24 protein-coding genes are annotated in these 20,714 nt (G+C 39.2%); 8 read left to right on the forward strand and 16 right to left on the reverse strand.

Annotation, left to right across the window (positions count from 1 at the left end; all coding sequences use genetic code 11):
• The first annotated feature begins 248 nt into the window (after nucleotides 1-248).
• Entirely contained in the window at nucleotides 249-476 is a 228-nt protein-coding gene (locus tag ACEYX7_RS00360; protein ID WP_374803801.1) for a hypothetical protein, read from the forward strand.
• A gap of 71 nt (nucleotides 477-547) precedes the next feature.
• Here the strand turns inward: ACEYX7_RS00360 and ACEYX7_RS00365 are convergent, their stop codons facing one another.
• The 3 genes from ACEYX7_RS00365 to ACEYX7_RS00375 form a co-directional block, all read right to left on the reverse strand.
• Nucleotides 548-877, reverse strand: a complete 330-nt coding sequence (locus tag ACEYX7_RS00365) for a TraR/DksA family transcriptional regulator (RefSeq protein WP_374803799.1) — start codon at nucleotides 875-877, stop codon at nucleotides 548-550.
• Nucleotides 878-1,010: 133 nt separating this feature from the next.
• Nucleotides 1,011-1,880 carry an EamA family transporter gene (locus ACEYX7_RS00370; protein ID WP_374803797.1) on the reverse strand — a complete coding sequence of 290 codons (870 nt, stop codon included), beginning with the start codon at nucleotides 1,878-1,880 and terminating at the stop codon, nucleotides 1,011-1,013.
• A 33-nt stretch (nucleotides 1,881-1,913) separates the two neighbouring features.
• Nucleotides 1,914-2,816, reverse strand: coding sequence for an EamA family transporter (locus ACEYX7_RS00375; protein WP_374803795.1), 903 nt, complete (start codon nucleotides 2,814-2,816; stop codon nucleotides 1,914-1,916).
• Nucleotides 2,817-2,980: 164 nt separating this feature from the next.
• Here ACEYX7_RS00375 and ACEYX7_RS00380 point away from each other — a divergent pair, with 164 nt between their 5' ends.
• The 5 genes from ACEYX7_RS00380 to ACEYX7_RS00400 all read left to right on the forward strand — a co-directional run bounded on the left by ACEYX7_RS00380 (nucleotide 2,981) and on the right by ACEYX7_RS00400 (nucleotide 8,666).
• On the forward strand, nucleotides 2,981-4,156 hold the full coding sequence (locus ACEYX7_RS00380) for an efflux RND transporter periplasmic adaptor subunit (protein WP_374803793.1): 1,176 nt from the start codon (nucleotides 2,981-2,983) through the stop codon (nucleotides 4,154-4,156).
• A complete protein-coding gene (locus ACEYX7_RS00385; RefSeq protein WP_374803791.1) occupies nucleotides 4,157-5,080 on the forward strand; it encodes a Fic family protein in 924 nt (307 codons plus the stop codon).
• A gap of 26 nt (nucleotides 5,081-5,106) precedes the next feature.
• Nucleotides 5,107-5,922: a hypothetical protein gene (locus ACEYX7_RS00390; protein WP_374803790.1), complete on the forward strand. Its 816-nt coding sequence runs from the start codon at nucleotides 5,107-5,109 to the stop codon at nucleotides 5,920-5,922.
• Nucleotides 5,919-7,913: a MacB family efflux pump subunit gene (locus ACEYX7_RS00395; protein ID WP_374803788.1), complete on the forward strand. Its 1,995-nt coding sequence runs from the start codon at nucleotides 5,919-5,921 to the stop codon at nucleotides 7,911-7,913. Before ACEYX7_RS00390 ends, ACEYX7_RS00395 begins: the two co-directional genes overlap by 4 nt.
• A 381-nt stretch (nucleotides 7,914-8,294) precedes the next feature.
• A complete protein-coding gene (locus ACEYX7_RS00400; RefSeq protein WP_374803786.1) occupies nucleotides 8,295-8,666 on the forward strand; it encodes a hypothetical protein in 372 nt (123 codons plus the stop codon).
• A 135-nt stretch (nucleotides 8,667-8,801) separates the two neighbouring features.
• Here the strand turns inward: ACEYX7_RS00400 and mnmC are convergent, their stop codons facing one another.
• The 4 genes from mnmC to ACEYX7_RS00420 form a co-directional block, all read right to left on the reverse strand.
• A complete protein-coding gene (mnmC, locus tag ACEYX7_RS00405; RefSeq protein ID WP_374803784.1) occupies nucleotides 8,802-10,673 on the reverse strand; it encodes a bifunctional tRNA (5-methylaminomethyl-2-thiouridine)(34)-methyltransferase MnmC2/FAD-dependent 5-carboxymethylaminomethyl-2-thiouridine(34) oxidoreductase MnmC1 in 1,872 nt (623 codons plus the stop codon).
• 91 nt (nucleotides 10,674-10,764) lie between these two features.
• Nucleotides 10,765-11,244: an SH3 domain-containing protein gene (locus tag ACEYX7_RS00410; RefSeq protein ID WP_374803782.1), complete on the reverse strand. Its 480-nt coding sequence runs from the start codon at nucleotides 11,242-11,244 to the stop codon at nucleotides 10,765-10,767.
• A gap of 1 nt (nucleotide 11,245) precedes the next feature.
• Nucleotides 11,246-11,551: a YciI family protein gene (locus tag ACEYX7_RS00415; RefSeq protein WP_374803780.1), complete on the reverse strand. Its 306-nt coding sequence runs from the start codon at nucleotides 11,549-11,551 to the stop codon at nucleotides 11,246-11,248.
• 26 nt (nucleotides 11,552-11,577) lie between these two features.
• Nucleotides 11,578-12,195 carry a septation protein IspZ gene (locus tag ACEYX7_RS00420; protein WP_374803778.1) on the reverse strand — a complete coding sequence of 206 codons (618 nt, stop codon included), beginning with the start codon at nucleotides 12,193-12,195 and terminating at the stop codon, nucleotides 11,578-11,580.
• Between the two features lie 45 nt (nucleotides 12,196-12,240).
• On the opposite strand from ACEYX7_RS00420, the gene ACEYX7_RS00425 reads away from it, so the two are divergent.
• Nucleotides 12,241-13,092 (forward strand): PHP domain-containing protein, encoded by an 852-nt coding sequence (locus tag ACEYX7_RS00425; RefSeq protein ID WP_374803776.1) that lies wholly within the window; start codon nucleotides 12,241-12,243, stop codon nucleotides 13,090-13,092.
• Between the two features lie 21 nt (nucleotides 13,093-13,113).
• Nucleotides 13,114-13,494, forward strand: a complete 381-nt coding sequence (crcB, locus tag ACEYX7_RS00430) for a fluoride efflux transporter CrcB (RefSeq protein ID WP_374803774.1) — start codon at nucleotides 13,114-13,116, stop codon at nucleotides 13,492-13,494.
• 39 nt (nucleotides 13,495-13,533) lie between these two features.
• On the opposite strand, the gene ACEYX7_RS00435 is transcribed toward crcB, so the two are convergent.
• From ACEYX7_RS00435 to ACEYX7_RS00475, 9 genes are all read right to left on the reverse strand, one after another.
• Complete coding sequence (locus tag ACEYX7_RS00435; RefSeq protein WP_374803772.1) at nucleotides 13,534-13,908, reverse strand: hypothetical protein; 375 nt, start codon at nucleotides 13,906-13,908, stop codon at nucleotides 13,534-13,536.
• Between the two features lie 38 nt (nucleotides 13,909-13,946).
• Entirely contained in the window at nucleotides 13,947-14,198 is a 252-nt protein-coding gene (locus tag ACEYX7_RS00440; RefSeq protein ID WP_374803770.1) for a hypothetical protein, read from the reverse strand.
• 112 nt (nucleotides 14,199-14,310) lie between these two features.
• Nucleotides 14,311-14,553 (reverse strand): hypothetical protein, encoded by a 243-nt coding sequence (locus ACEYX7_RS00445; RefSeq protein WP_374803768.1) that lies wholly within the window; start codon nucleotides 14,551-14,553, stop codon nucleotides 14,311-14,313.
• Nucleotides 14,554-14,667: 114 nt separating this feature from the next.
• Nucleotides 14,668-16,491 (reverse strand): acyl-CoA dehydrogenase C-terminal domain-containing protein, encoded by a 1,824-nt coding sequence (locus tag ACEYX7_RS00450; RefSeq protein WP_374803766.1) that lies wholly within the window; start codon nucleotides 16,489-16,491, stop codon nucleotides 14,668-14,670.
• 143 nt (nucleotides 16,492-16,634) lie between these two features.
• Nucleotides 16,635-17,432: a shikimate dehydrogenase gene (gene aroE / locus ACEYX7_RS00455; RefSeq protein WP_374803764.1), complete on the reverse strand. Its 798-nt coding sequence runs from the start codon at nucleotides 17,430-17,432 to the stop codon at nucleotides 16,635-16,637.
• A 227-nt stretch (nucleotides 17,433-17,659) separates the two neighbouring features.
• Complete coding sequence (locus ACEYX7_RS00460) at nucleotides 17,660-18,871, reverse strand: NADH:flavin oxidoreductase/NADH oxidase family protein (protein WP_374803762.1); 1,212 nt, start codon at nucleotides 18,869-18,871, stop codon at nucleotides 17,660-17,662.
• Between the two features lie 23 nt (nucleotides 18,872-18,894).
• Nucleotides 18,895-19,551: an NAD(P)H-binding protein gene (locus ACEYX7_RS00465; protein ID WP_374803760.1), complete on the reverse strand. Its 657-nt coding sequence runs from the start codon at nucleotides 19,549-19,551 to the stop codon at nucleotides 18,895-18,897.
• A 19-nt stretch (nucleotides 19,552-19,570) separates the two neighbouring features.
• Nucleotides 19,571-19,981: a hypothetical protein gene (locus tag ACEYX7_RS00470; RefSeq protein ID WP_374803758.1), complete on the reverse strand. Its 411-nt coding sequence runs from the start codon at nucleotides 19,979-19,981 to the stop codon at nucleotides 19,571-19,573.
• 33 nt (nucleotides 19,982-20,014) lie between these two features.
• Nucleotides 20,015-20,335 (reverse strand): ArsR/SmtB family transcription factor, encoded by a 321-nt coding sequence (locus tag ACEYX7_RS00475; protein ID WP_374803756.1) that lies wholly within the window; start codon nucleotides 20,333-20,335, stop codon nucleotides 20,015-20,017.
• Between the last annotated feature and the right edge of the window lie 379 nt (nucleotides 20,336-20,714).

A 20,714-nucleotide genomic window follows, 5' to 3' on the forward strand; every position in this document is an offset into this window, starting at 1 on the left:
TTGAGAATGAAATTAGTGGCAGGATTTATAAATTGGCAAGTTAATCGCTAAATTTACATTTTCGAAAGAGGTCTAATATACTTATGCTAAAGATATTTATATTTGCCAGCTGCTATTTTGGCTTTAGTTTACTATTCCTAAAAAATAAGCAAAAAGCAATCTGATCAACGCTGGTTGCAAGTTTGTTATTTATTGGCTTAAGCTTTTATTTTAACTGATTTTTTAGAACAATTGAATCAAGGTGATTTATGAAAATATTACTAATGGCTATTGCAATTTTATCTCTAACCGCTTGTGCAACTCAAAGCGGTTCTGTACCAGCGTATGCGAATGCTCAAACAAAAATGGAGTGTTCTATGATGGCAGCAGGTAGTACATCAGTAAGCATGGCTACAGGTGTTAATGCTGCCAACAACCCAAAATACGGTGCCGTTGAAAATCAAATTCACAGCGTACAAGCATCGCATTGTCGCTAATTTGACGCAAATAGCTGAAATTGAACAAATAAATCACCACAACTCGGGTGATTTATTTGTTCATATTTGGATTAGTGTGCGTGTTTGATACACATTTTTGCATAAGGCACGGCTTCTAGGCGTTTAGGCTCGATTTCTTCGCCACAGGTTTCGCAATGACCAAACTCTTCACTATCGATTTTCATCAAAGCATGATTGACTAGAGCTAAGTTTTCGACTGCCTCTTGCGATAGAGTCATACGAATTTCGTTATGCGATGCGACCAATGCTTGATCATCCCAGTCGTTACTGGCATCATCATCTTGTGGATGGCGAATATGGTCATTAATCTCGTTCAAACGTTGGTTATACTCTGCTTGTAATGCCAACAGACTTTGTTTGGCTTGGGCTTTATCAATCATTACTGTACTCCACTAAAAAAAGTTATCATTTTCAATATGATAAATAAATTATCATACTCCAAAATCCTTCTTTTTCAATTTCATTATGATACAGTTATAGAACAATAGCAAGCCAAAAAAATGTATTTTCAATCTATATTTTTTTGGCTTTTTTTCGTCCTGCTTGCCAGCTTACACCAATCGATGCAACCATAATACAACCGATGGCAATACATTGTATCCATGATAAATATTCTCGTAATAATAGCATACCCATCAGGGTCGCTACTGCAGGCGACAAGCTGGTCAGCGTACCATAATGTAGCTTGCTTAATGATTTTAGGGCATATAAATCCAAAATATACGGAATCGCCGTAGCAAGAACCGCCAAGCCCAAAGCATGCCTCCAATATTGGGTATTGAGTACATGCTCGGCATTATTCCACAGCCCAATCGGAAAAAATATCATCGTTGCCAGTAACAGACCTAAGCTTAGACCGTGCAAGCCTAAATTTTGCTGTACGATACGTTGCCCAAAATAAATATAAATCCCCCAGCACAGCCCTGCACTCAAAGCAAAACATACCCCTAACCAAGAAATATGATGTTCAGCTGACCACGGCATCAAAAATACAATACCCACAATCGCACACAGCACCCATATCGCATCTTTACGCTGCTGGATAGACAGCATTGCCACGCCCAAAGGCCCGATGAACTCTAAACCTACCGCAACCCCTTGTGGTAAGCGATGCAAAGCATGATAAAACGTCAGATTCATCATACCCAGTGCCAATCCATAGCAAAATACATCTCGCCATACAATACTGCCACGCTGTGCAAAGATTCGCCATGAACGTAAAAAAATCACAATCAAAATCGTGGCAAATAGCAATCTTAATGCAGTAATCGATGTCGGGTCTAACTGCACAAAAAGATATTTGGCAAATGATGCACTGGCTTGATAAGACAGCATTGCACCGAGCATACACAGCATTGCGACTTGTTGTGATGGTGTTTTCATGGTTATATTTCTGTTTAATAAAAATGTTAAAAGTTAAGTCGCTTGTTCACTACGTACTTTGGCACGATGCGTGGTATAAGTACAACCAATCGAAGCAATGACCAACACCAAAATCGCCAAAGACTGTGTCCATAACAATTTTTCTTGTAAAAAAATCAAACCTGATAATGCCGCAAAAGCAGGTTCGGTACTACACAAAATACCGAACAATAATGGCGATAAACTTTTTAAAGCCACAATATCCAAGGCAAAAGGAATCGCACTCGCTAATGCTCCCAGTGCCACAAATAAAGCCAAGAAATGCCAATTCAATAATTCTGTTGGAATACCATGCCATAATGCCACAGGCAACACACAACAAAATGCTACTGCCATACCCAAAGTCACAGTATGCATATTGGATACGCCTGTAGGATTTTTACCGACAATCATATAAATCCCCCAACACGTCCCTGCACCCAAAGCAAAGAACACGCCCCATGGATCTAAACCATGTTGTAATTGGTGTAATTCACCTTGTGGAAATAATAAAATCAAGCCAAGTACCGCACAAATCACCCAGACGATATCAATCTTTTGTCGTGCATGAAATAACGCCACCGACAAAGGACCAATAAATTCTAGTGATACCGCAATCCCCAAAGGCAAACGCTTGATTGCCAAATAAAACATTAAATTCATGCCTGCGATTGATGCACCATACATTAAAATCGCACGCCAACGTACCTTTGACCAATCAATTTGCCACGCCCTAAATACCAATGCCAAAAGCAACGCACCAAAGCACAATCGCATCAATGATACGGTGAATTCTGGAAAATGAGCGAATAGTGTTTTTGCCAATGAGCTGCTGCTCTGCATACTGACCACAGATAAAAAGATAAAAATCACTGCCTGTGTGGTACTGACTGTCTTTGTTTGACTTGTATTCGTCATTGATTTTTATCCCCAATCAACTGCTTTTTAAGGCGAAAAGCATAGCATAAATCTATTGATAAGATAGGAATTTTCGTTAAAAATAATCTACAATTTTACAACTGTTACTTAACAGTGCTTTTGGTTATAGTATTACATCTTTTTTTTACTTTTATGATCTAGATATGAATCGCCCTGCAAATAAATCTAAACGCAAAAAAATAATTATCGCTATTGTTGTTTTATTAATCAGCATCTCAGCAGCCGCTTACTGGTATTACAGCTCAACAAAACAGGATAAGACACAGTATATGACTGCACCAGTCACACAGAGCAACATTGAAGATAGTGTAATTGCTGGTGGTACAGTACAAGCACTTGAAATGGTCGATGTCGGTGCACAAGCTACGGGTCAAGTACAACGACTTTATGTACAACTTGGACAAAAAGTCAAAAAAGGCGACTTGATTGCTGAAATTCATGCTACGCAACAACGCAATACCTTAAAAGACGAAGAGACCAATTATCAAAGCTTACTCGCTCAACATGACACGCGTAAAAGCCATCTTGAACAAGCACGCACTGAATTAGCCAGTCAAAAAATTGCCTATGACGGTGGTGTTTTGCCAAAATTAGAATATCAAAAATTTCAAAATGCCGTCACTACAGCCGAAAATGAGCTCAAAGCCAGTAGCTTACAATTACAACAAGCACGACTAAAAATCGATACTGCAAAAACAAACTTGGGTTATGCACGTATCACCGCACCGATTGACGGCGTGGTCGTATCGGTCGTGACCAAACAGGGACAAACCATTAATGCTTTGCAATCTACACCGACCATCGTTCGCTTAGCACAAATTGACACCGTTCAAATCAAGGCCAAATTCTCCGAAGCTGATGTACCAAAACTCAAATTGGGTATGCCTGCTCATTTCACTATTTTGGGCCTACCAAATAAACAATTTGATGCGGTATTAGACAGTTTAGAACTTTCTCCAAATAGCGGCGGCGACGGCAATACGGGTGCAGTATATTATGCAGGGCTGTTAAACGTTGCCAACCCTGAGCACGAATTATTTATCGGTATGACTGCCAATGTCACGGTAATGATCAATCAACAAAAAAATGTCTTATCCATTCCGACCACGGCTTTGGGTGAAGAAAGTGGTGATGGTGTATATAAAGTGCGTGTCTTGACTGAAAAAGATGGCAAGCAAATCCCCGAAGAACGTGAAGTGAAAATCGGCTTAAATAATCGGGTCAATGCTCAAGTGTTATCAGGCTTAAAAGCAGGTGAACAAGTCATCGTGTCGGAATCTGATGGGCAAGTTAAACCGTTGGATGGGGAAGGGTTGTAGATGAATACTATCAAACAAGCTTATTTAGACCATATCCACACGCAGGATAAAGCCGAATTTCATCGTCAGCTTTTTGCAAAAATTTGGCAAGATACCGACGATTTGCCGACACTTTATGCTCAACTCAGTGATTTAAAAGCGTGTTTTGATAGTTTTCGCCCTTTGTCTGCCAATCAAGTTAAGCATATTGCAGGGGTATTTGACCTTGAATATACTTATGAAAGTAACCGTATCGAAGGCAATACGCTGACCTTAAGCGAAACCAATTTGGTGATTAACAAAGGCATGATGCTCAACGGCAAATCCATGCAAGAGCATTTGGAAGCCATCAATCATCAAGAAGCCATTGGCTATATCAAAGACATGACAAGTCAGTCGATAGTGTTTGATAAGCGGTGTTTGATGGATATTCATAGTCTGATTTTGCATGGTATAGACCGTGACAATGCGGGCAAATATCGTCTTGAAGATGTTTATATTTACGGAAGTCAGAGCGTATTGCCGAGTTTTTTACATGTGCCAAATTTGATGGACAGTTATTTTGATTTTTACCAACAAAATCAAAACACGATGCACCCTGTCGAGCTTGCCAGTGAGATGCACGAGCGATTGGTCAGCATTCATCCTTTTGTTGATGGCAATGGTCGCACGGCTCGTTTGGTGATGAATTTATTGTTATTAAAAGCAGGTTATCCGATTACGATTATCAAAAGTGATGATAGGCTTGCTTATTATGATAGTTTGGAAAAAATTCAAACAGGACAAGATGCGGATAAACATGATTTTAAAGTATTTATCGCCCAAAATGTCAAAATATGGTTACTGAAATATTTGGATATGATTGCGGTAGATATGAATCCAGAACGGCAAAATATGGGGGAGTATTTTTATCAAAAAATCCAACCCTATTTATCCACAAAATAGCACCTGATTGTATACGGAGCAAAACAATGACACAAGTTAAGCAAAATCATCTCAGCGGTATTGTTGGTGGTACATGGGTATGCGTGCCAGATGCACCTTACTGGAAGCCAATTCAAGATATTCAAATTGGCGATATGGTATGGGCTTATCCCGAAAATGGCATTGGTGAGGCAGTGCCTAAACGGGTAACCAATACGTTCAAATATGAAAATAAAGAAATCTGGTATCTTGGCTTATCTTCTTTTGAAGATGGGTTGGGCTATATCGGTATGAATATGGCAGTGACACCAAACCATCCGTTTATGGTATATGGCTTTACAGATGATGTGACCGAAGTGGGTGAATTGGCCAATCCAACCATTTATCAAGAGCCACGTTGGACCAGAGTGGATCAACTCAGAGTGGGTGACCTAGTCAAAAGTGCCTTAAATGGTAGATATTATACAGTCATTGCAGTTAAGCCTTTCTATAAAACATTTAACGAAAAACTTGCTTATTTACAAGGCGGTAAACAAATGGTGGGCTGGCAAGGAGCTGAGATGGGTTATAGAGTTTTTCCTAATAAGGTAGATTTTTATGGTCAAATTGCGATAATAGATGAGGAAGAGTGGGCAAACAGTCTTATAGAACCATTAGAGCCAGAGCATAGCCCCGCATATCCTTATTATGACCGTCAGGGCTATACGGGTGCGGAAGCATCAGGCATTGCTTACCCACTCTATACCACAGATGTGTATAATATTGAGGTTGAAGACTATCACACCTATTGTGTAGGTGGTCCTGGCATTATCGTACATAACCAAAACTGTGGTAAATCCGTTGCTACACGGACTGTCCTATGATGCAATCTCAAGCCATGCCTTTGCTTAAACTTCAAGATATCAGCAAATCTTTTAGCTTTGGCGAGAACCAACTGCAAGTTTTGCAAGACATCAATCTTGAGATTTTTGCAGGGGAAATGGTCGCCATCATCGGGCAATCAGGCTCGGGCAAATCAACCTTGATGAATATCATGGCGTGCCTTGATACACCGACATTGGGCGATTATTTGATTGATGGCAAATCCACTTTGGGCATGGATAGCGACGAATTGGCAAGCTTAAGACGGGATAAATTCGGCTTTATTTTCCAACGTTATCAATTACTTACTGCATTAAATACCAGTGAAAATGTAGCCGTACCAGCCGTGTATGCAGGTACAAGCAAAGCCAAACGTGAACAAAAAGCCCGAGAATTACTCGCCAAACTGGGATTATCGGAACGTAGCGAGCATTTCCCGACCCAACTTTCGGGCGGTCAGCAACAGCGTGTTTCTATCGCTCGGGCGTTAATCAATGGTGGTTCGGTGATTTTTGCTGATGAACCGACAGGGGCATTGGACAGCCAAAGTAGTCGTGATGTGATGGCGATTTTGACCGAACTCAATCGTGAAGGACATACCATTATATTGGTCACGCACGACCCAAAAATTGCCAGCTCAGCCAAACGCGTGATTGAAATCAGTGACGGTAAAATTATTGCCGATCAACAAAATGAATTACTGGACAGAGAAAATCATAACAACCAAAACTCAACTCAACACATTGATTTAAGTGAAAGTTCATCTGAAAAAAAGCCATCTCAAAATGATTTATTCAAAACGCTATCTAGTCTGAAAGAAGCCTTTGTCATGGCAATTCTTACCATGACCATGAACAAAATGCGAACGCTTTTGACCATGCTCGGTATCATTATCGGTATTGCATCAGTGGTACTTATCGTGGCATTGGGCAATGGCTCAAAACAAAAAGTGCTGCAAGATATTAATAGCATTGGTGCACCGACGTTATCCATTTCCGCAGGCAGTAGTGATGGGAATCGGCAGGAAAATGCCGTGGACAGCCTGACACTTGATGATATGTATGCCTTAGAGCAACAGCCTTTCGTAGCAGGTGCATCGCCTGATTTGTCTAGTAATATGACTGCACAAGTTGGCAATATTGAGCGTACAGCACAGGTAGATGGTGTAAATATTTTCCATCATCGCTTACAAAATGTTTCTTTTATCGCAGGTGGAATGTTTACTCAAGCAGATTTGCAAAATCTCACACAAAATGTAGTCATCAGCGAACGCACACAACAGACTTTATTTCCAAAATCATCAGCAATTGGACAAATTATTTTTTTGAATGGTATACCATGTCGGGTTATTGGTGTATTCAAATATAGTGGCTATGAAGCCAATTATGATCGTGGTTTGCGTGTGTGGATGCCTTATAGTACTTTTCAAGCACGCTTTGCAGGGCAGTCACCACATCTCTCAGGTTTAACAGTGATGCTCAAACAAGGGCAGTCATCGAGCCTAGCCGTGGAAAGTGTCACGCAAATTCTTACCGTACGACACGGCAAAAAAGACTTCACGATTTTTAATAGTGATAGCTTAACCAAAACCATAGAAAAAACCGCCCAATCTTTAACGCTATTGGTCTCCGCAATTGCGGTGATTTCGCTGTTGGTCGGTGGTATTGGTGTGATGAATATCATGTTGGTATCGGTCACCGAGCGTACCAGTGAAATCGGTGTACGGATGGCGGTCGGAGCGAGATATATTGACATTGTGCAACAGTTTTTGATTGAAGCAATGGTAGTATGTTGTATCGGTGGAGTAATTGGGGTATTGATGGCGTTTGGATTTGGAGCATTATTGCAAGCCTTCAACATACCCATGATGTTTTCGGCAACATCGATTGTTGGGGCGGTGGTATGTGCCAGTTTGATTGGTTTGATTTTTGGTTTTATGCCTGCCCATCGTGCAGCAAAAATGAATCCAATTGATGCATTAAATAAAGTTTAATTTTGAAAACAAAATGATTCTTGAATTAGAATTACTTAAAACATTAAAGGCTAAGCTGAGTTGTACTACGCCACAGGCAATCAGTTTAGCCAGTCTAAATCTATTGATAATGGTATACGTTACACCATTCTAGTTTAGCTAACTATTTTTTATAGTGAGATTGTCTCAGTCTTGAATATGAAATGTCTTGCTAATTTTGCATAGAGCCTATACTATTTAACAAATTTTTTAATATCTAGGGAAAGTATGAATATTCAACGTATTGTTATTTTATTGGCTATTTTTGGTGCATTATATTATGGTTATCCTAAATATTAAGACAAAAAACTAGCCGAACAAATTCGTACCGAACTAAAAAAGCCATTTAGTCAATCCGAATTTATGGGTGCGGCACCACCAGAGGTCGCTGCCCAATTAGATGCCAGTATGGATAACAAATATCCAGTACTTAATTTCGATGTACGATTCAAGCAAATAAAAAAATCTGACTTTACGGAAGATATGATTGGGCAAATGAAAACAGATAGCTTTGTCGGTGCGTGTGAGGGTTTTTATAAAAATGCTGGTAAGCGAGACGAATATTCCCGAAAAATGCTAGCAAAAATCGTCAAAGAGGACCAAGTAAAAATCCATTATCTTGTTAAAGATAGTATAGGACAGGTGATTTTTGAAGACACTAATTCTATCAGCAATTGCTTTGATTTCGAGAAGTTTGAATTCGGAAATATTCCTTATCGCATAAAGATTAATTGATGTGAGTTCTAGATAAGTTAAAGCATAATTATTTGATTTTGTAGAAGAATTTAATTCGCATGTAGGGTGCGTATTACGCACCTTACGTTTTGAAAATACGCTGATAAGAAAACCGCGTGTCTTGATAAACTAGAACTAACTATGATAAGTCTTTCTAAAACGCTGTGGGCGTAGTTTTTGCCATAGACTATATGGAACTGGTGAACTTTCGCCAAGCATTTCTGCCAATAACACTTCTACACAAAGTGGTGCAAATAAGAAGCCTTTTGAACCTAAACCCGTGAGTGCATAAATTTCACCTTGAGCCACTTTACCCACAATCGGGAAGTAATCTGCAGTTTGCGTACGAATTGATGCTCTACCCTGCCATTGCTCAATATCAGGCAATTGTTCAGTAAGCTTTGGCAAAGCTTGTTGTACCAAATCAAAGTTATGTTGATGATCAGCGAACAGTACATCATCATCATCACGATTAGGGTGGAACGACGCACCAAGCACCAATTGATGATCATTCACTTGCGTTAAATAGCCACTATAACTATATGCATGCTTTTGCTCTATCAAACGTACATCACACCAACTTACCTGCCCACGTATGGCTTTGAGTGGCGGAAAAGGTGATACCAAATCGGCTGTTTGCTTGGCAGTACAAAGAATGATTTTATCGTAAGTCAATTGTTCATTGTGATTCAAAATCACCTTACCATCTTGTAATGTTGTGATATTTTCAACATCCAATTGATGATAATCAATCAACGGATGAGCTAAGATTTCTTCTGCCAACATTTTCGGTTCAACGCCACCAGCTTGAGTTAGATTCAGCTGTGGAAAAGTGCTGTTCCATTGTGGATAAATATTTTCATCTGATAATAAATCTTGTGGATATTGCTGAATATAATCAAGCTCATTTTCAGCTTTGAGCTGTAATTGTTGTACAGTCAGCGAGCGAAAAGCTGTAAATTGACGATAATGTCGAACTGCATATTGCCAACTGTTCAGCATTAAATGTTCACTGCTTTGCTCAATCGGACAAAGTTTTGGGTTAAGCAACGCCAAAGGATTGCCCGATGCACCCGAGACAGGTGCATTTTTATCAAATATTTCAACATGATAGCCACGTTGAGCCAAACCCCAAGCACAGCTCAACCCTGCAATGCCTGCGCCAATAATGGCGATTTTTAAATCTTTTCGTTCGTGCTGAGCTTGTCGAAGCACAGGATTTTGGTAAGCTGAACTATTTTTATCTTGATTTAAATCAATATCTTGTGGTTTATCTTGCCAAACCGCTTTAAGCATTTCTCGTTTATGCCCAAAGCCTTTTGGTCTGCTAATCTGGATACCGTATTGTGCCAAACCACGTTTTACCACACCTGCCACAGTAAATGACGCAAAAGTCGTTCCTACGGCTGATAAACGAATAATATGCTTGAGAATATTATCTTGCCAAAAATCAGCATTACATGATGGTGCAAAACCATCTAAAAACCATGCATCCACAGGGTGATTTGTATAAATTTTGGGGAAAATATCCACTGCATCACCCAGCCATAAATCTAGGCTGATGCGTTCTTTGGCAAAATGAATGCGATGACAGCCTGCGATCGGTAGTGGATAGCATTCAATCAATTGTGCTGATAAATCCGCCAATTCCGTCCACACCGCCAAAGCACGTTTTAAATCATCAATATGTAAAGGATATTTTTCTACAGTAATAAAATGCAAATGGCTATGATTATTCGGGCGGACTTGTTGCCATAATTGCCACAGTGCGAGGAAGTTTAAACCTGTGCCAAAGCCTGTTTCACCTATACTAAAATATTCAAAATCATCAAGTTGGCTTAGGCGTTCAGCCAAATCATTACCATTTAAAAATACATGTCGTGTTTCAAGCAATCCATTGGCTTTGGAAAAATACACATCACCAAACTGTTTAGAAATGGGAATATCTACACCATCAACGTGTTGCCATTCTAACTCTGCGGTGTCAATTTTTTGTATATTTTGCATGGTGTTGCCTGATTTTAATGGTCGTACTAATATTTATTCTTGGCCGTGGTACACTTGGGCTTCACGACCAATAAATCATCAATATATCGTCTTAGAAACGACGACGTTGATTGCGTGTAAAAATAAACATGCCGATCAAAAAGCCAACCAATCCACCCACCGCAATGGTTACTGCACCATAGATAAACATTTGCGAGCTACGTTCACTTTGTAAAACCTGGATTTGCACACCCAAATTATCATTTTTAAGCTGCAACGCTTGGTTTTGACTTAAAGCAAGCTGATTGGCTTGTTCTAGTGCAGTCAAGCGTTGTTGTTGTGCATCAAGCTCTTGTTTGTGTTTTGCAATCAGCTGTGCATTACTTAGAACAGGTGCTTTAGCATTGGCATCATGCGGATTCACTGGTACATTCTGTATAAGTGGTGGATTGGCTGAAGGTGCTACTGCGACTGGAGCTGTTGCTGTAGGTGTTGCCGCTGATACGGGTGTCGATGCTGTTTCCGCCCAAGCATGACCCATAAACCATGCACTCATCAGCAAGATACTCATGACTTTTTTGGCATGTGACATATCAACTTACCTGCGGAAAGACTTGAATAAATGGCTTTGCTGTCACACTTTGGTAAACACCTGCCAAAATATACGGCTCTTGCTCTAGCCACTCATCCAAAGCGTGTTGATCGGCAAAGTCTGCTACAATCAGACTGCCATAGAATCCTTTACTGGTATCATTGGCATCTAATGGCATCGGCCCTGCCAAAACCAATCGCCCTGCATCATTTAAGGTATTCAGACGTTCGATATGCTTTGGACGAGCTGCCAAACGTTTTTCTAATACATTTGGATAATCTACGCATTGGATCATAAATAAAGGCATGACTTACTCCCTATCTAAATCAAGATTTAAGATGAAATATCTTTTTTAAAGTATTTACGTACGCTAAACAGCATCAACCCTAAATAACTTAAGCTAAATATAATATCACCAAATGCAGTAAATTCACCCCAGTATTTACCACCTGCTATCACAAAACCAAACAAAATATGCAAAATTGCTAAGATAAGAAACTGTCCGCACCATGCCAAATTCAGCTTGTGCCAGCCTTTTTCATCCATTGATAATAGTGGATCGAACATTTTACGGATAACAGGCTGTTTGTCTTTGGTGAAATAGGCTGAAAATAAAAAAGCACTACCAACCCCAGCATTAATAATTACTGCTTTGAGTTTGATATAGGTTACATCGCTCAATGCCAAAGTAATGCCACCGAAAATGATTGAGCTAATCACAATAAACCACTGCATTTTTTCCAATTTAAATTTTTGGAAAATAAATAAGCAGCCATATACCACGAGCGTTGCAATCAATAACGCTGCGGTTGCCACCAAAATATGGTTTTGATCTGTATTCCCTGCACTACCGATAGTTTGTAAAATCGGATGTTGATTATCTTTAGGGTCTGTAGTTTTATAAAAATAAAAAAAGATAATGATCGGTAGATAATCAAGTAAGGTTTTCATGTTACAGTAGTCAGCCTAGAATCGAGCAAGAGCGTATCATACACCATGTTGGGTATCGACTTACATATGCATAGTCATTTTTCTGATGGGGAATTGTCACCGCAACAATTGGTGGCAATGGCACAACAGCGAAATATCACCATGATGGCATTGACCGACCATGATAGCATAGATGGTAATGTGATTGCTGAAAATTATGCACAGCAAGCAGGCATCCGCTTTATTGATGGCGTGGAAATCTCTGCGGTTTGGTCACGCCCAAGCACTAAAAAAAGCCATAGCGTGCATATCGTGGCGTTAAATATGCAAAATCTTGCCCCGATGCAACAGCTTTTGGCACAACAACAGCAATTGCGTGGCGAGCGAGCCAGATTGATTTGTGAAAAATTACAAAAAATCATTGTGCATGATATTTTGCCCGATGTGCGTGCCTTGGTCGATGGACATGATGACCGCATCACTCGTTCGCATATCGCCAAAGTATTACTGGATAAAAAAATCGTCAGTCGCCAACAGCAAGCCTTTGACCAATATCTCAAAGAAGGCAAACGAGCCTATGTGCCATTTATGGGTGTCACGATGGCAGATGCGATAGATATTATTCATCAATCAAATGGTTTTGCGGTACTGGCTCACCCGACCAAATACGATTTATCGGCGACCAATATTCGCTATATGGTGGAATTATTTGCCCAAAATGGCGGTGATGCCATTGAACTGCCCCCAGCCCAAGAAAATCCCAATACCCGAAAAATGATTGATGATTTGATTGCAAAATATCAGCTCAAAGTATCAGTAGGTAGTGATTTTCATGGTTCGCATATGCAGTGGTTGAGTATGGGCAATGTGGCAAAATTAAAAGATGGTCAGGTGGGTATTTGGCATAGTTTTCTTTAATTTCAATATCTTGGGTGTGATATGTTACTGTCTTTGTTATCCATTGCGATAGGTGCGACTTTAGGGGCGTGGTTACGTTGGGGCATTGGTCTTAAGCTTAATCCTATTTTGACAAATTATCCGCTTGGTACGCTCAGTGTGAATTTATTGGGTGGCTTCATCATTGGTTTTGCAATGGCGTATTTTCAGCAAAATATTCAACAAACACAGCTTAAATTATTGGTGATGACGGGATTTTGTGGTGGATTAACCACATTTTCGACCTTTTCCGTGGAAATTTGGGCATTGATAGATAATCAACAATTGTTTGGAGCGATAATGTTGGTAATTTTGCATGTAGTAGGTTCGCTATTATTTACTGCATTGGGGATTTTTATTTATCGGTCTTTGTTTTTAAATTGATTAAAAAATAATTGAATTTTTATTTATTTCAAATCCACTTTAACTCCCATAATAACTGCCATCATCTTGTCGCCATAATACTGGTGGGGCAACAACATAAAAATATAAATTTACGTCATCATCATGTCTATGAGAAGCATTTTTCGGAAAACCATCTTTTAAATATTGCAATATCGTTTGATTATCAGTTTGCCACAAACCTACTTTATCTGAGTATTCTTCTAAAGGTGGATAATCAAATTTAATAATTTCTTTATCTAGTGCTTCTTCTACCAATACAAAAAACAATGCCTTTTGCTCGTCAAAAGAAATATCGGGATAATAACCTGATATATTTTCAAATAATGCTGAAAGCCATAAATTTTTAGCACTTTCATACATATCTTGCTTAATTTCATCTGATAAATTTATCATTTCTTACTCTATAAACGTCTATGGATTGAATGATTTTTTTAAATTAAATCGTTTGGTTGCGGTAATTCAAAAGGTGGATGATAAGATAATGCGACTAATTTAATTTCATTTTCCAATCGCATATAGTGCAAAATATATTCACTCACTTGGTCGCCATATGAACTGTTTTCATAATGTGGAATGCCTATATGATAATGCCATAAATGATATTTTTGAGCATAACTGACTTTATCACGCCAATTAGGGTCATCGGTGGGTACTTCATGTGATGCTTTATTACGACCAGTCAAACCATCAAAGCCGTATTGCTCTATATGTTGGATAAAAGAAAAAATTTTTTCTCTATCGTTTTTTTTGGAAAATGAACAATTTTACTCGCAAAGCTTCGACTAAAATTAACTTTCATGCAAAATTATCCTTTAACCAAGCGTCAAAACTGGCAAAATCTTTTTTTGCTGACACAGGCATTTCCACAAACCCACTTTCAACCGCTTGTTTTATTTCATCTAAATCGAAATTAAACGCACGTTCTTTTTGAAAATGTTGTTCCAAAATTTGCGTAGTCGCTTGCTGTACACTTACGCCTTGTAGTTCAGCTTGACGCACGACCAATTGTTCAATATGCGGTGGTAAATTAATAATCATCATTTACTCCTTTTTAATATCCCAAACAGTATAGCACAAATTTTACTCCATAAATGGAAAAAAGCACAGCCCGAAGACCATGCTTTTTATCACCAATTATTTGAATAAAATCAATTAGTAATCAAAACTAAAATGTTCCGTAGCCAAATCAGTCAAACCACTTGATGGATTGACCAAAGCTTCGGCATGACCTTCTGCACGTGGTAATAAACGCTCAAAATAGAAGTTTGCCACTTTCATTTTGGCTTTATAGAATGCGATTTCTTCCGCACCATCACCACTACCAATTTTTTCAGATGCGACCGCAGCTTGTTGAGCCCAGAAATACGCCATCATCGCATAACCCGAATACATCATATAATCTACAGATGCACTCGATACGATTTCACGGTCTTTGCGTGCAGACAATACGATACGTGTAGTTAAAATACCCCATTGTGTACAGATTTTGGTTAAATCCCACACAAAACGACGCATATATTTGTTTTTGGCTTGCTGACCACAGAATCTTAAGATTTCCGCAGTATAATTCGCGATTACCTTACCACGTGAACCAAGCAAGATTTTACGACCCAATAAGTCTAATGCTTGTACGCCCGTTGTCCCTTCATAAAGCGTTGCAATACGTGCATCACGCACGATTTGTTCCATGCCCCACTCTTTGATATAACCATGACCGCCATAGATTTGCACGCCCAAGTTTGCCGCTTCACAGCCCAACTCCGTCAAGAAACCTTTTAAAATCGGTGTATAAAAACCTAAACGGTCTTCATATTCATCAAATTTAGCCTTGTCGCCTTGTTCCAAAGCATCATTCATATGATCCGCCAACAATGACGCATAATAAATCATCGAACGACCGCCTTCAGCGATGGCTTTTTGCGTCAACAACATACGGCGGACATCAGCGTGGTGAATGATGGCATCCGCGGGTTTGTTTGGATCTTTTGCACCTGATACCGCACGCATAGACATACGTTCTTTGGCATAAGGCAATGCACCTTGGAATGACAATTCAGCATGTGCTACACCTTGTACTGCCGTACCAAGACGAGCTGTATTCATAAAGGTAAACATGGCGTGTAAACCACGGTTGGCTTCACCAATCAAAAAGCCTGTCGCTTCTTCAAAATTTAATACCGCTGTAGCTGACGCACGGATACCCATTTTGTGTTCAATTGAACCACAATGCACCGCATTACGCTCACCGATTTCACCATTCTCAGCTGGTAAGAATTTTGGCACGATAAATAATGAAATGCCTTTAGTCCCTGCTGGCGCATCTGGCAAACGAGCCAATACGATATGCACGATATTATCGACCAGATCATGCTCACCTGCAGAGATAAAAATCTTTGTCCCTGTGATTTTATACGTACCATCAGCTTGTGGCTCAGCACGGGTTTTCATTTGACCCAAATCTGTACCGCATTGTGGCTCAGTCAAACACATGGTACCCGACCAAGTCCCTTCGACCAATTTTGGCATATAGGTATCTTTTTGCTCAGCTGTACCAAATTGCATGATGGTATTCATACAACCCATGCTCAAGCCTGGATACATGGTAAATGCCCAGTTTGCAGTACTCATCATCTCGGCTTTGATCATGTTCAAAGACATTGGTAAACCTTGACCACCATATTGCTCAGGGTATGACAAGCCTTGCCAACCGCCTTGTACGAATTGGTCATAAGCTTCTTTAAAGCCTTTTGGCGTGGTCACTTCGCCATTGTTAAAATGACAGCCTTCTTCATCGCCTGATTGATAAAGCGGTGCAATCACATTTTCGCAATAATCCGCAGCACCTTCTAAGATCATGTCGATAGTGTCTTTATCGACCAAATCACCGTTTTTTAGAGTTTTGTAGTGGCTTGGATAATCAAATACTTCGTTCATCAAGAAACGAATGTCACGTAGGGGGGCTTTAAATGTTGGCATTGTATCTATCCTTTTTTGAGTGGACAATCATTGATAATCGCTAGTATTCACACTTTTTGCAAAGAAAGCATTGATAATTTTGCAAAGAAATGTTGTCATTTTGGCAAATCAAATTTTATCAAATGATTACAATAGGCTGATATTTATAAAAAATCAGCCAATTTCGGACGTACGCCATGCCATAAATAAAAGGCTTCAATTGCTTGCCCGACCAACATTGAATAGCCATCAGCATATTTTATCCCACGCTGTTCAGCTTGTTGTAAAAAGGTAGACGGCTTGCCATATGCCATTTCATAAGCAAAATCAAAAGTTAAACTTTCGGGCAATTGCAAGGCGTCACCGCTTAAACTGGCAGATGTGGCGTTAATGATCATATCAAAATGTTCTGTTAATTCATTGAGTTGTTCTAAGCTTAAGGCATGAAGTTGCGTATTTGGCGTATGTGTTTGTAAATCGCTTACCAATTGTTCGGCACGGCTTAAAGTACGGTTAGCAATGCTGATTTGTGTCACGCCTGCTTGAGCCAAAGGATAAATCACGCCACGGGTTGCACCGCCTGCACCAAGGATTAAAATTTTTGCCCCTGTTAAATTTTGATTTTCATTTTTAAGGGCATCGACCAAGCCTTGACCATCGGTATTATCGCCATGCAATTCGCCATTTTTGAGATATAACGTATTAATCGCTTGGGCAATTTGTCCACGTGGGCTGATACTTTTGCACAAGGAAAAAGCTTGCTCCTTACACGGTACAGTGACATTCATGCCTTTGCCCCCTTGTGCAAAAAAATCCTGTACAACTTGGGCAAAGTCATCAGGTTCTGCCAAGATTTTTTGATAATTTAAATCAATCTGACACGCTTTGCCAAAGGCGTGGTGCAATTCAGGCGAACGAGAATGGGCAATCGGATTGCCAATCACGGCAAATTGTAAAGTCATGCGATTTACTCAATATGTTTTTGATAAATTAAATAAAAAATGTGATTTTGGCAAGTATCAACAATTTCTTATTTTCAAACTTATTTTTATTATTCGACAATTCTGCTGATGTGTCATTATTTTCAAAGAAATTTCAAGGCTAGCTTCACACTATCACCTTTAATGAAATAGTATTCAAATCAGCCTATCGATAGAACAATAGGCTGATTTTTTAGACGACTTAGAAGTTACTTCGCCCGCCCTGTACTTAACCCTGCTTTACCATTGGCAATCAATACCTGAGCCAAGACTTGCCATGCCGTGAGCTTGGCATTTGGCTTTTTACCACGTCCCATCAAGCCCATTTGCATCATATACCATTCCATTTCTAACACCGAACCAAACATCTTATCGACACGTTGTACACCAGTTTTGATTGGCGGTGTCTGTAAGGTTTGATATTTTCCTTGAGCGATTTGATTTGGTAAATCAGGCATAATTGCCAATGGGCGAGCAATACCGATAAAGTCCAATTCACCGCTATCTAAGGCATCTTTCATCGCTGATTCAGAACGGAAACCACCTGTCACAATCAAAGGCACATCACTCACCGCACGTACTTTTTTGGCATAATCCAAAAAGAATGCTTCACGCTTTTTGGTACTGTCTTTTGCTTGCATCATCGCTGGACTTTCATAATTTCCGCCTGATACTTCGATAAAATCAATGCCCAATTCAGACATTTTAGCGATCACTTGCACTGAGTCATTTTCATCAAAACCGCCTTTTTGGAAATCCGCAGAATTAAGCTTTAAACCAACCAAAAATTGCTTTGATACTTTGGCTTTAATCGCTTGAAAAATTTCTACCAAAAAACGCATACGGTTTTCTAGACTTCCACCCCACTGATCTTCACGACGATTATGATGTGGCGATAAAAATTGACTAATCAAATAACCATGTGCCCCATGAATCTGTACACCGCTAAAACCTGCTTGTTCAGCCAGCTCAGCAGTGGTAGCAAAGTCTTGAATAATTTGTAAAATTTCTGGTTCAGTCAATGCACGTGGCGGATTCATAAAGCTATCCATGCCTTTGAGTGGCACAGCACTTGGCGAAACAGGCTCTTTATTGACTGATTTCGGTGATTGTTTGCCTGCATGGTTAATTTGCATAATCAGTAGCGTATCATTTTGCGTGCCTGCAATCGCCCATGCCTTTGCCATAGCCAAATCAGACGGCTCAAGCACTACGTCTTTTGGTGAGCCTTTGCCTTGTTTTGACACCATGACATTACCAGTCAAAAGCACGCCTGTACCGCCTTTCGCCCACGTATCATACAGCTTAATCAACTCGCCCGAAATACGGTTACGTTGCCCGAGCTGTTCTTCCATGGCTGATTTGAAAAAACGATTTTTGGCAACTGTGCCATTTTTAAAAGTAAAGGTATTAAATAACATACGATGTTCCTATGAAATAAAAGTTAGTGAGATAACAGATTTTGGATTGCGGTAATATCTAGAATATGGTTGCCTTGCTGAAGACGCTGTTCGGCAATTCGCATGGCTTGGGCTAAATCTTGAGTTGGTAAAGGGCGATGTTTTTTCAGCATTTTAAAACGTCCCAATACGCTTAAGGCTTTTTCTGCCACTTGCTCACCCAAACGATTCGTATCAGGACGACTCAACATCGATGGTCGTAAAATAATACAACGCTCAAAATTTAACGCTTGTACGGATTGTTCCAATTCGCCTTTGATACGTGAATAAAAAAATGGTGACTGCGGATCAGCCATCATCGCAGAAACCAAAACATAACTGGCAACAGCATTTTGTTTGGCAATACGAGCAAAATTGTATTGATAATCATAATCGACTTTTCGCTGTGCATCTTTTGAGCCTGCATCTTTGAGTGTTGTACCCAAACATGAAAACAGTACGTCGCCCTGTACCAAATCTTGCCAACTCGCCACATTGTCAAAATCAATAATATGTTGAGTTAATTTGGCGTGTTGAATCGGTAGATTTTTACGCACAAAGACAATCACTTGCGAAAAATGATCGTCATTCAGCAATTGCTCTAACAATGGCTTACCTGTTGCACCACTTGCACCGATAATTAGGGCGGTTTTGTCATTCATATTTTCACCTTTTATTCATTTAAATACCTAAGACATAGATACCATGACTATTTTCCATCGCCAAATTATTTTCCAAAAATTCAATAATATGGCTTAGCCATTTCTGTCTATAATATTTATGTTCTTCATTCAAAAGATAAGTTAATTCATTCATAATCTCTTCTGCATCTTTACGACTGTGAGAATGAAAACCATAATGATAATATATCATTTGCTCAGTAGAATAATTGTGTAATAAACAATTATTTTTAAATATATGTTCAATTTCAAAAAAAAAAGATGATTCCTTAATTAAAATAGAATTACTATAATTTATTTTTTCAAGATTGCGATCAAGATCATGCTGATCAAAGCGTGAAACAAGTTGAATATACAATCCACCTTTTAGCCGATCTATTTTTCTGATATAAAAATTAGATTTTTTAGTCATTTGATTTACCTAATTTCATTAACTCAATTCACTCTAATTTACTGATTGTGAGTTTGGACAATGAATGGCAAATTGCTGTGCCAATAATTGCAATTTTTCTGTCGCATCGTGCATGGCAATGCTATAAAAGCGTTCTTTGCCGATTTGTTCTACACTCACCGTTTGGGCTTGTAGCATGATTTTGAGATGATGCGACACCGCAGGGCGTGACAGGTGCAAATGTTCAGTCAATTGATTGACATTCATTCGCCCACGCTCAAGCAATAATTGCAAAATCAAATGACGATTTTCATCAGACAACACCACAAATAATGGAATATTGTCTTTGAGTAGTTGCATGGTTGCTTTGGGCATAATTCTACCAAAATTGGTTTATATGTTTAAAAACATAAACCTATTTTGGATAAAAGAATTTGTACTGTCAAGTTTACTTTCAATCAATTTTTAACATAAACCATCAAACATCAGAGCTATCAGAGCTATCAGAGCTATCAGAGCTATCAGAGCTATCAGAGCTATATTTATCATAGACCACGAGAATCAAGATAAATAACATAAACCCGATTAAGCTAAATTTTGTGACCATCACCAAAGCATCATAATTGGTGATTGCCATCACGATAACAAATACCATAAAAACAATGAAAAATATGCGAATATAATTTGATAAAAACTCAATCAGTCTATTCATGGATTACCCTATCATTTTCAGTATTTTTCAATTTTTGATGAA

The sequence above is a fragment of the Hubeiibacter jixunmingi genome, assembly GCF_041928215.1.
In the GTDB taxonomy this organism is placed as follows: Bacteria; Pseudomonadota; Gammaproteobacteria; order Pseudomonadales; family Moraxellaceae; genus Acinetobacter.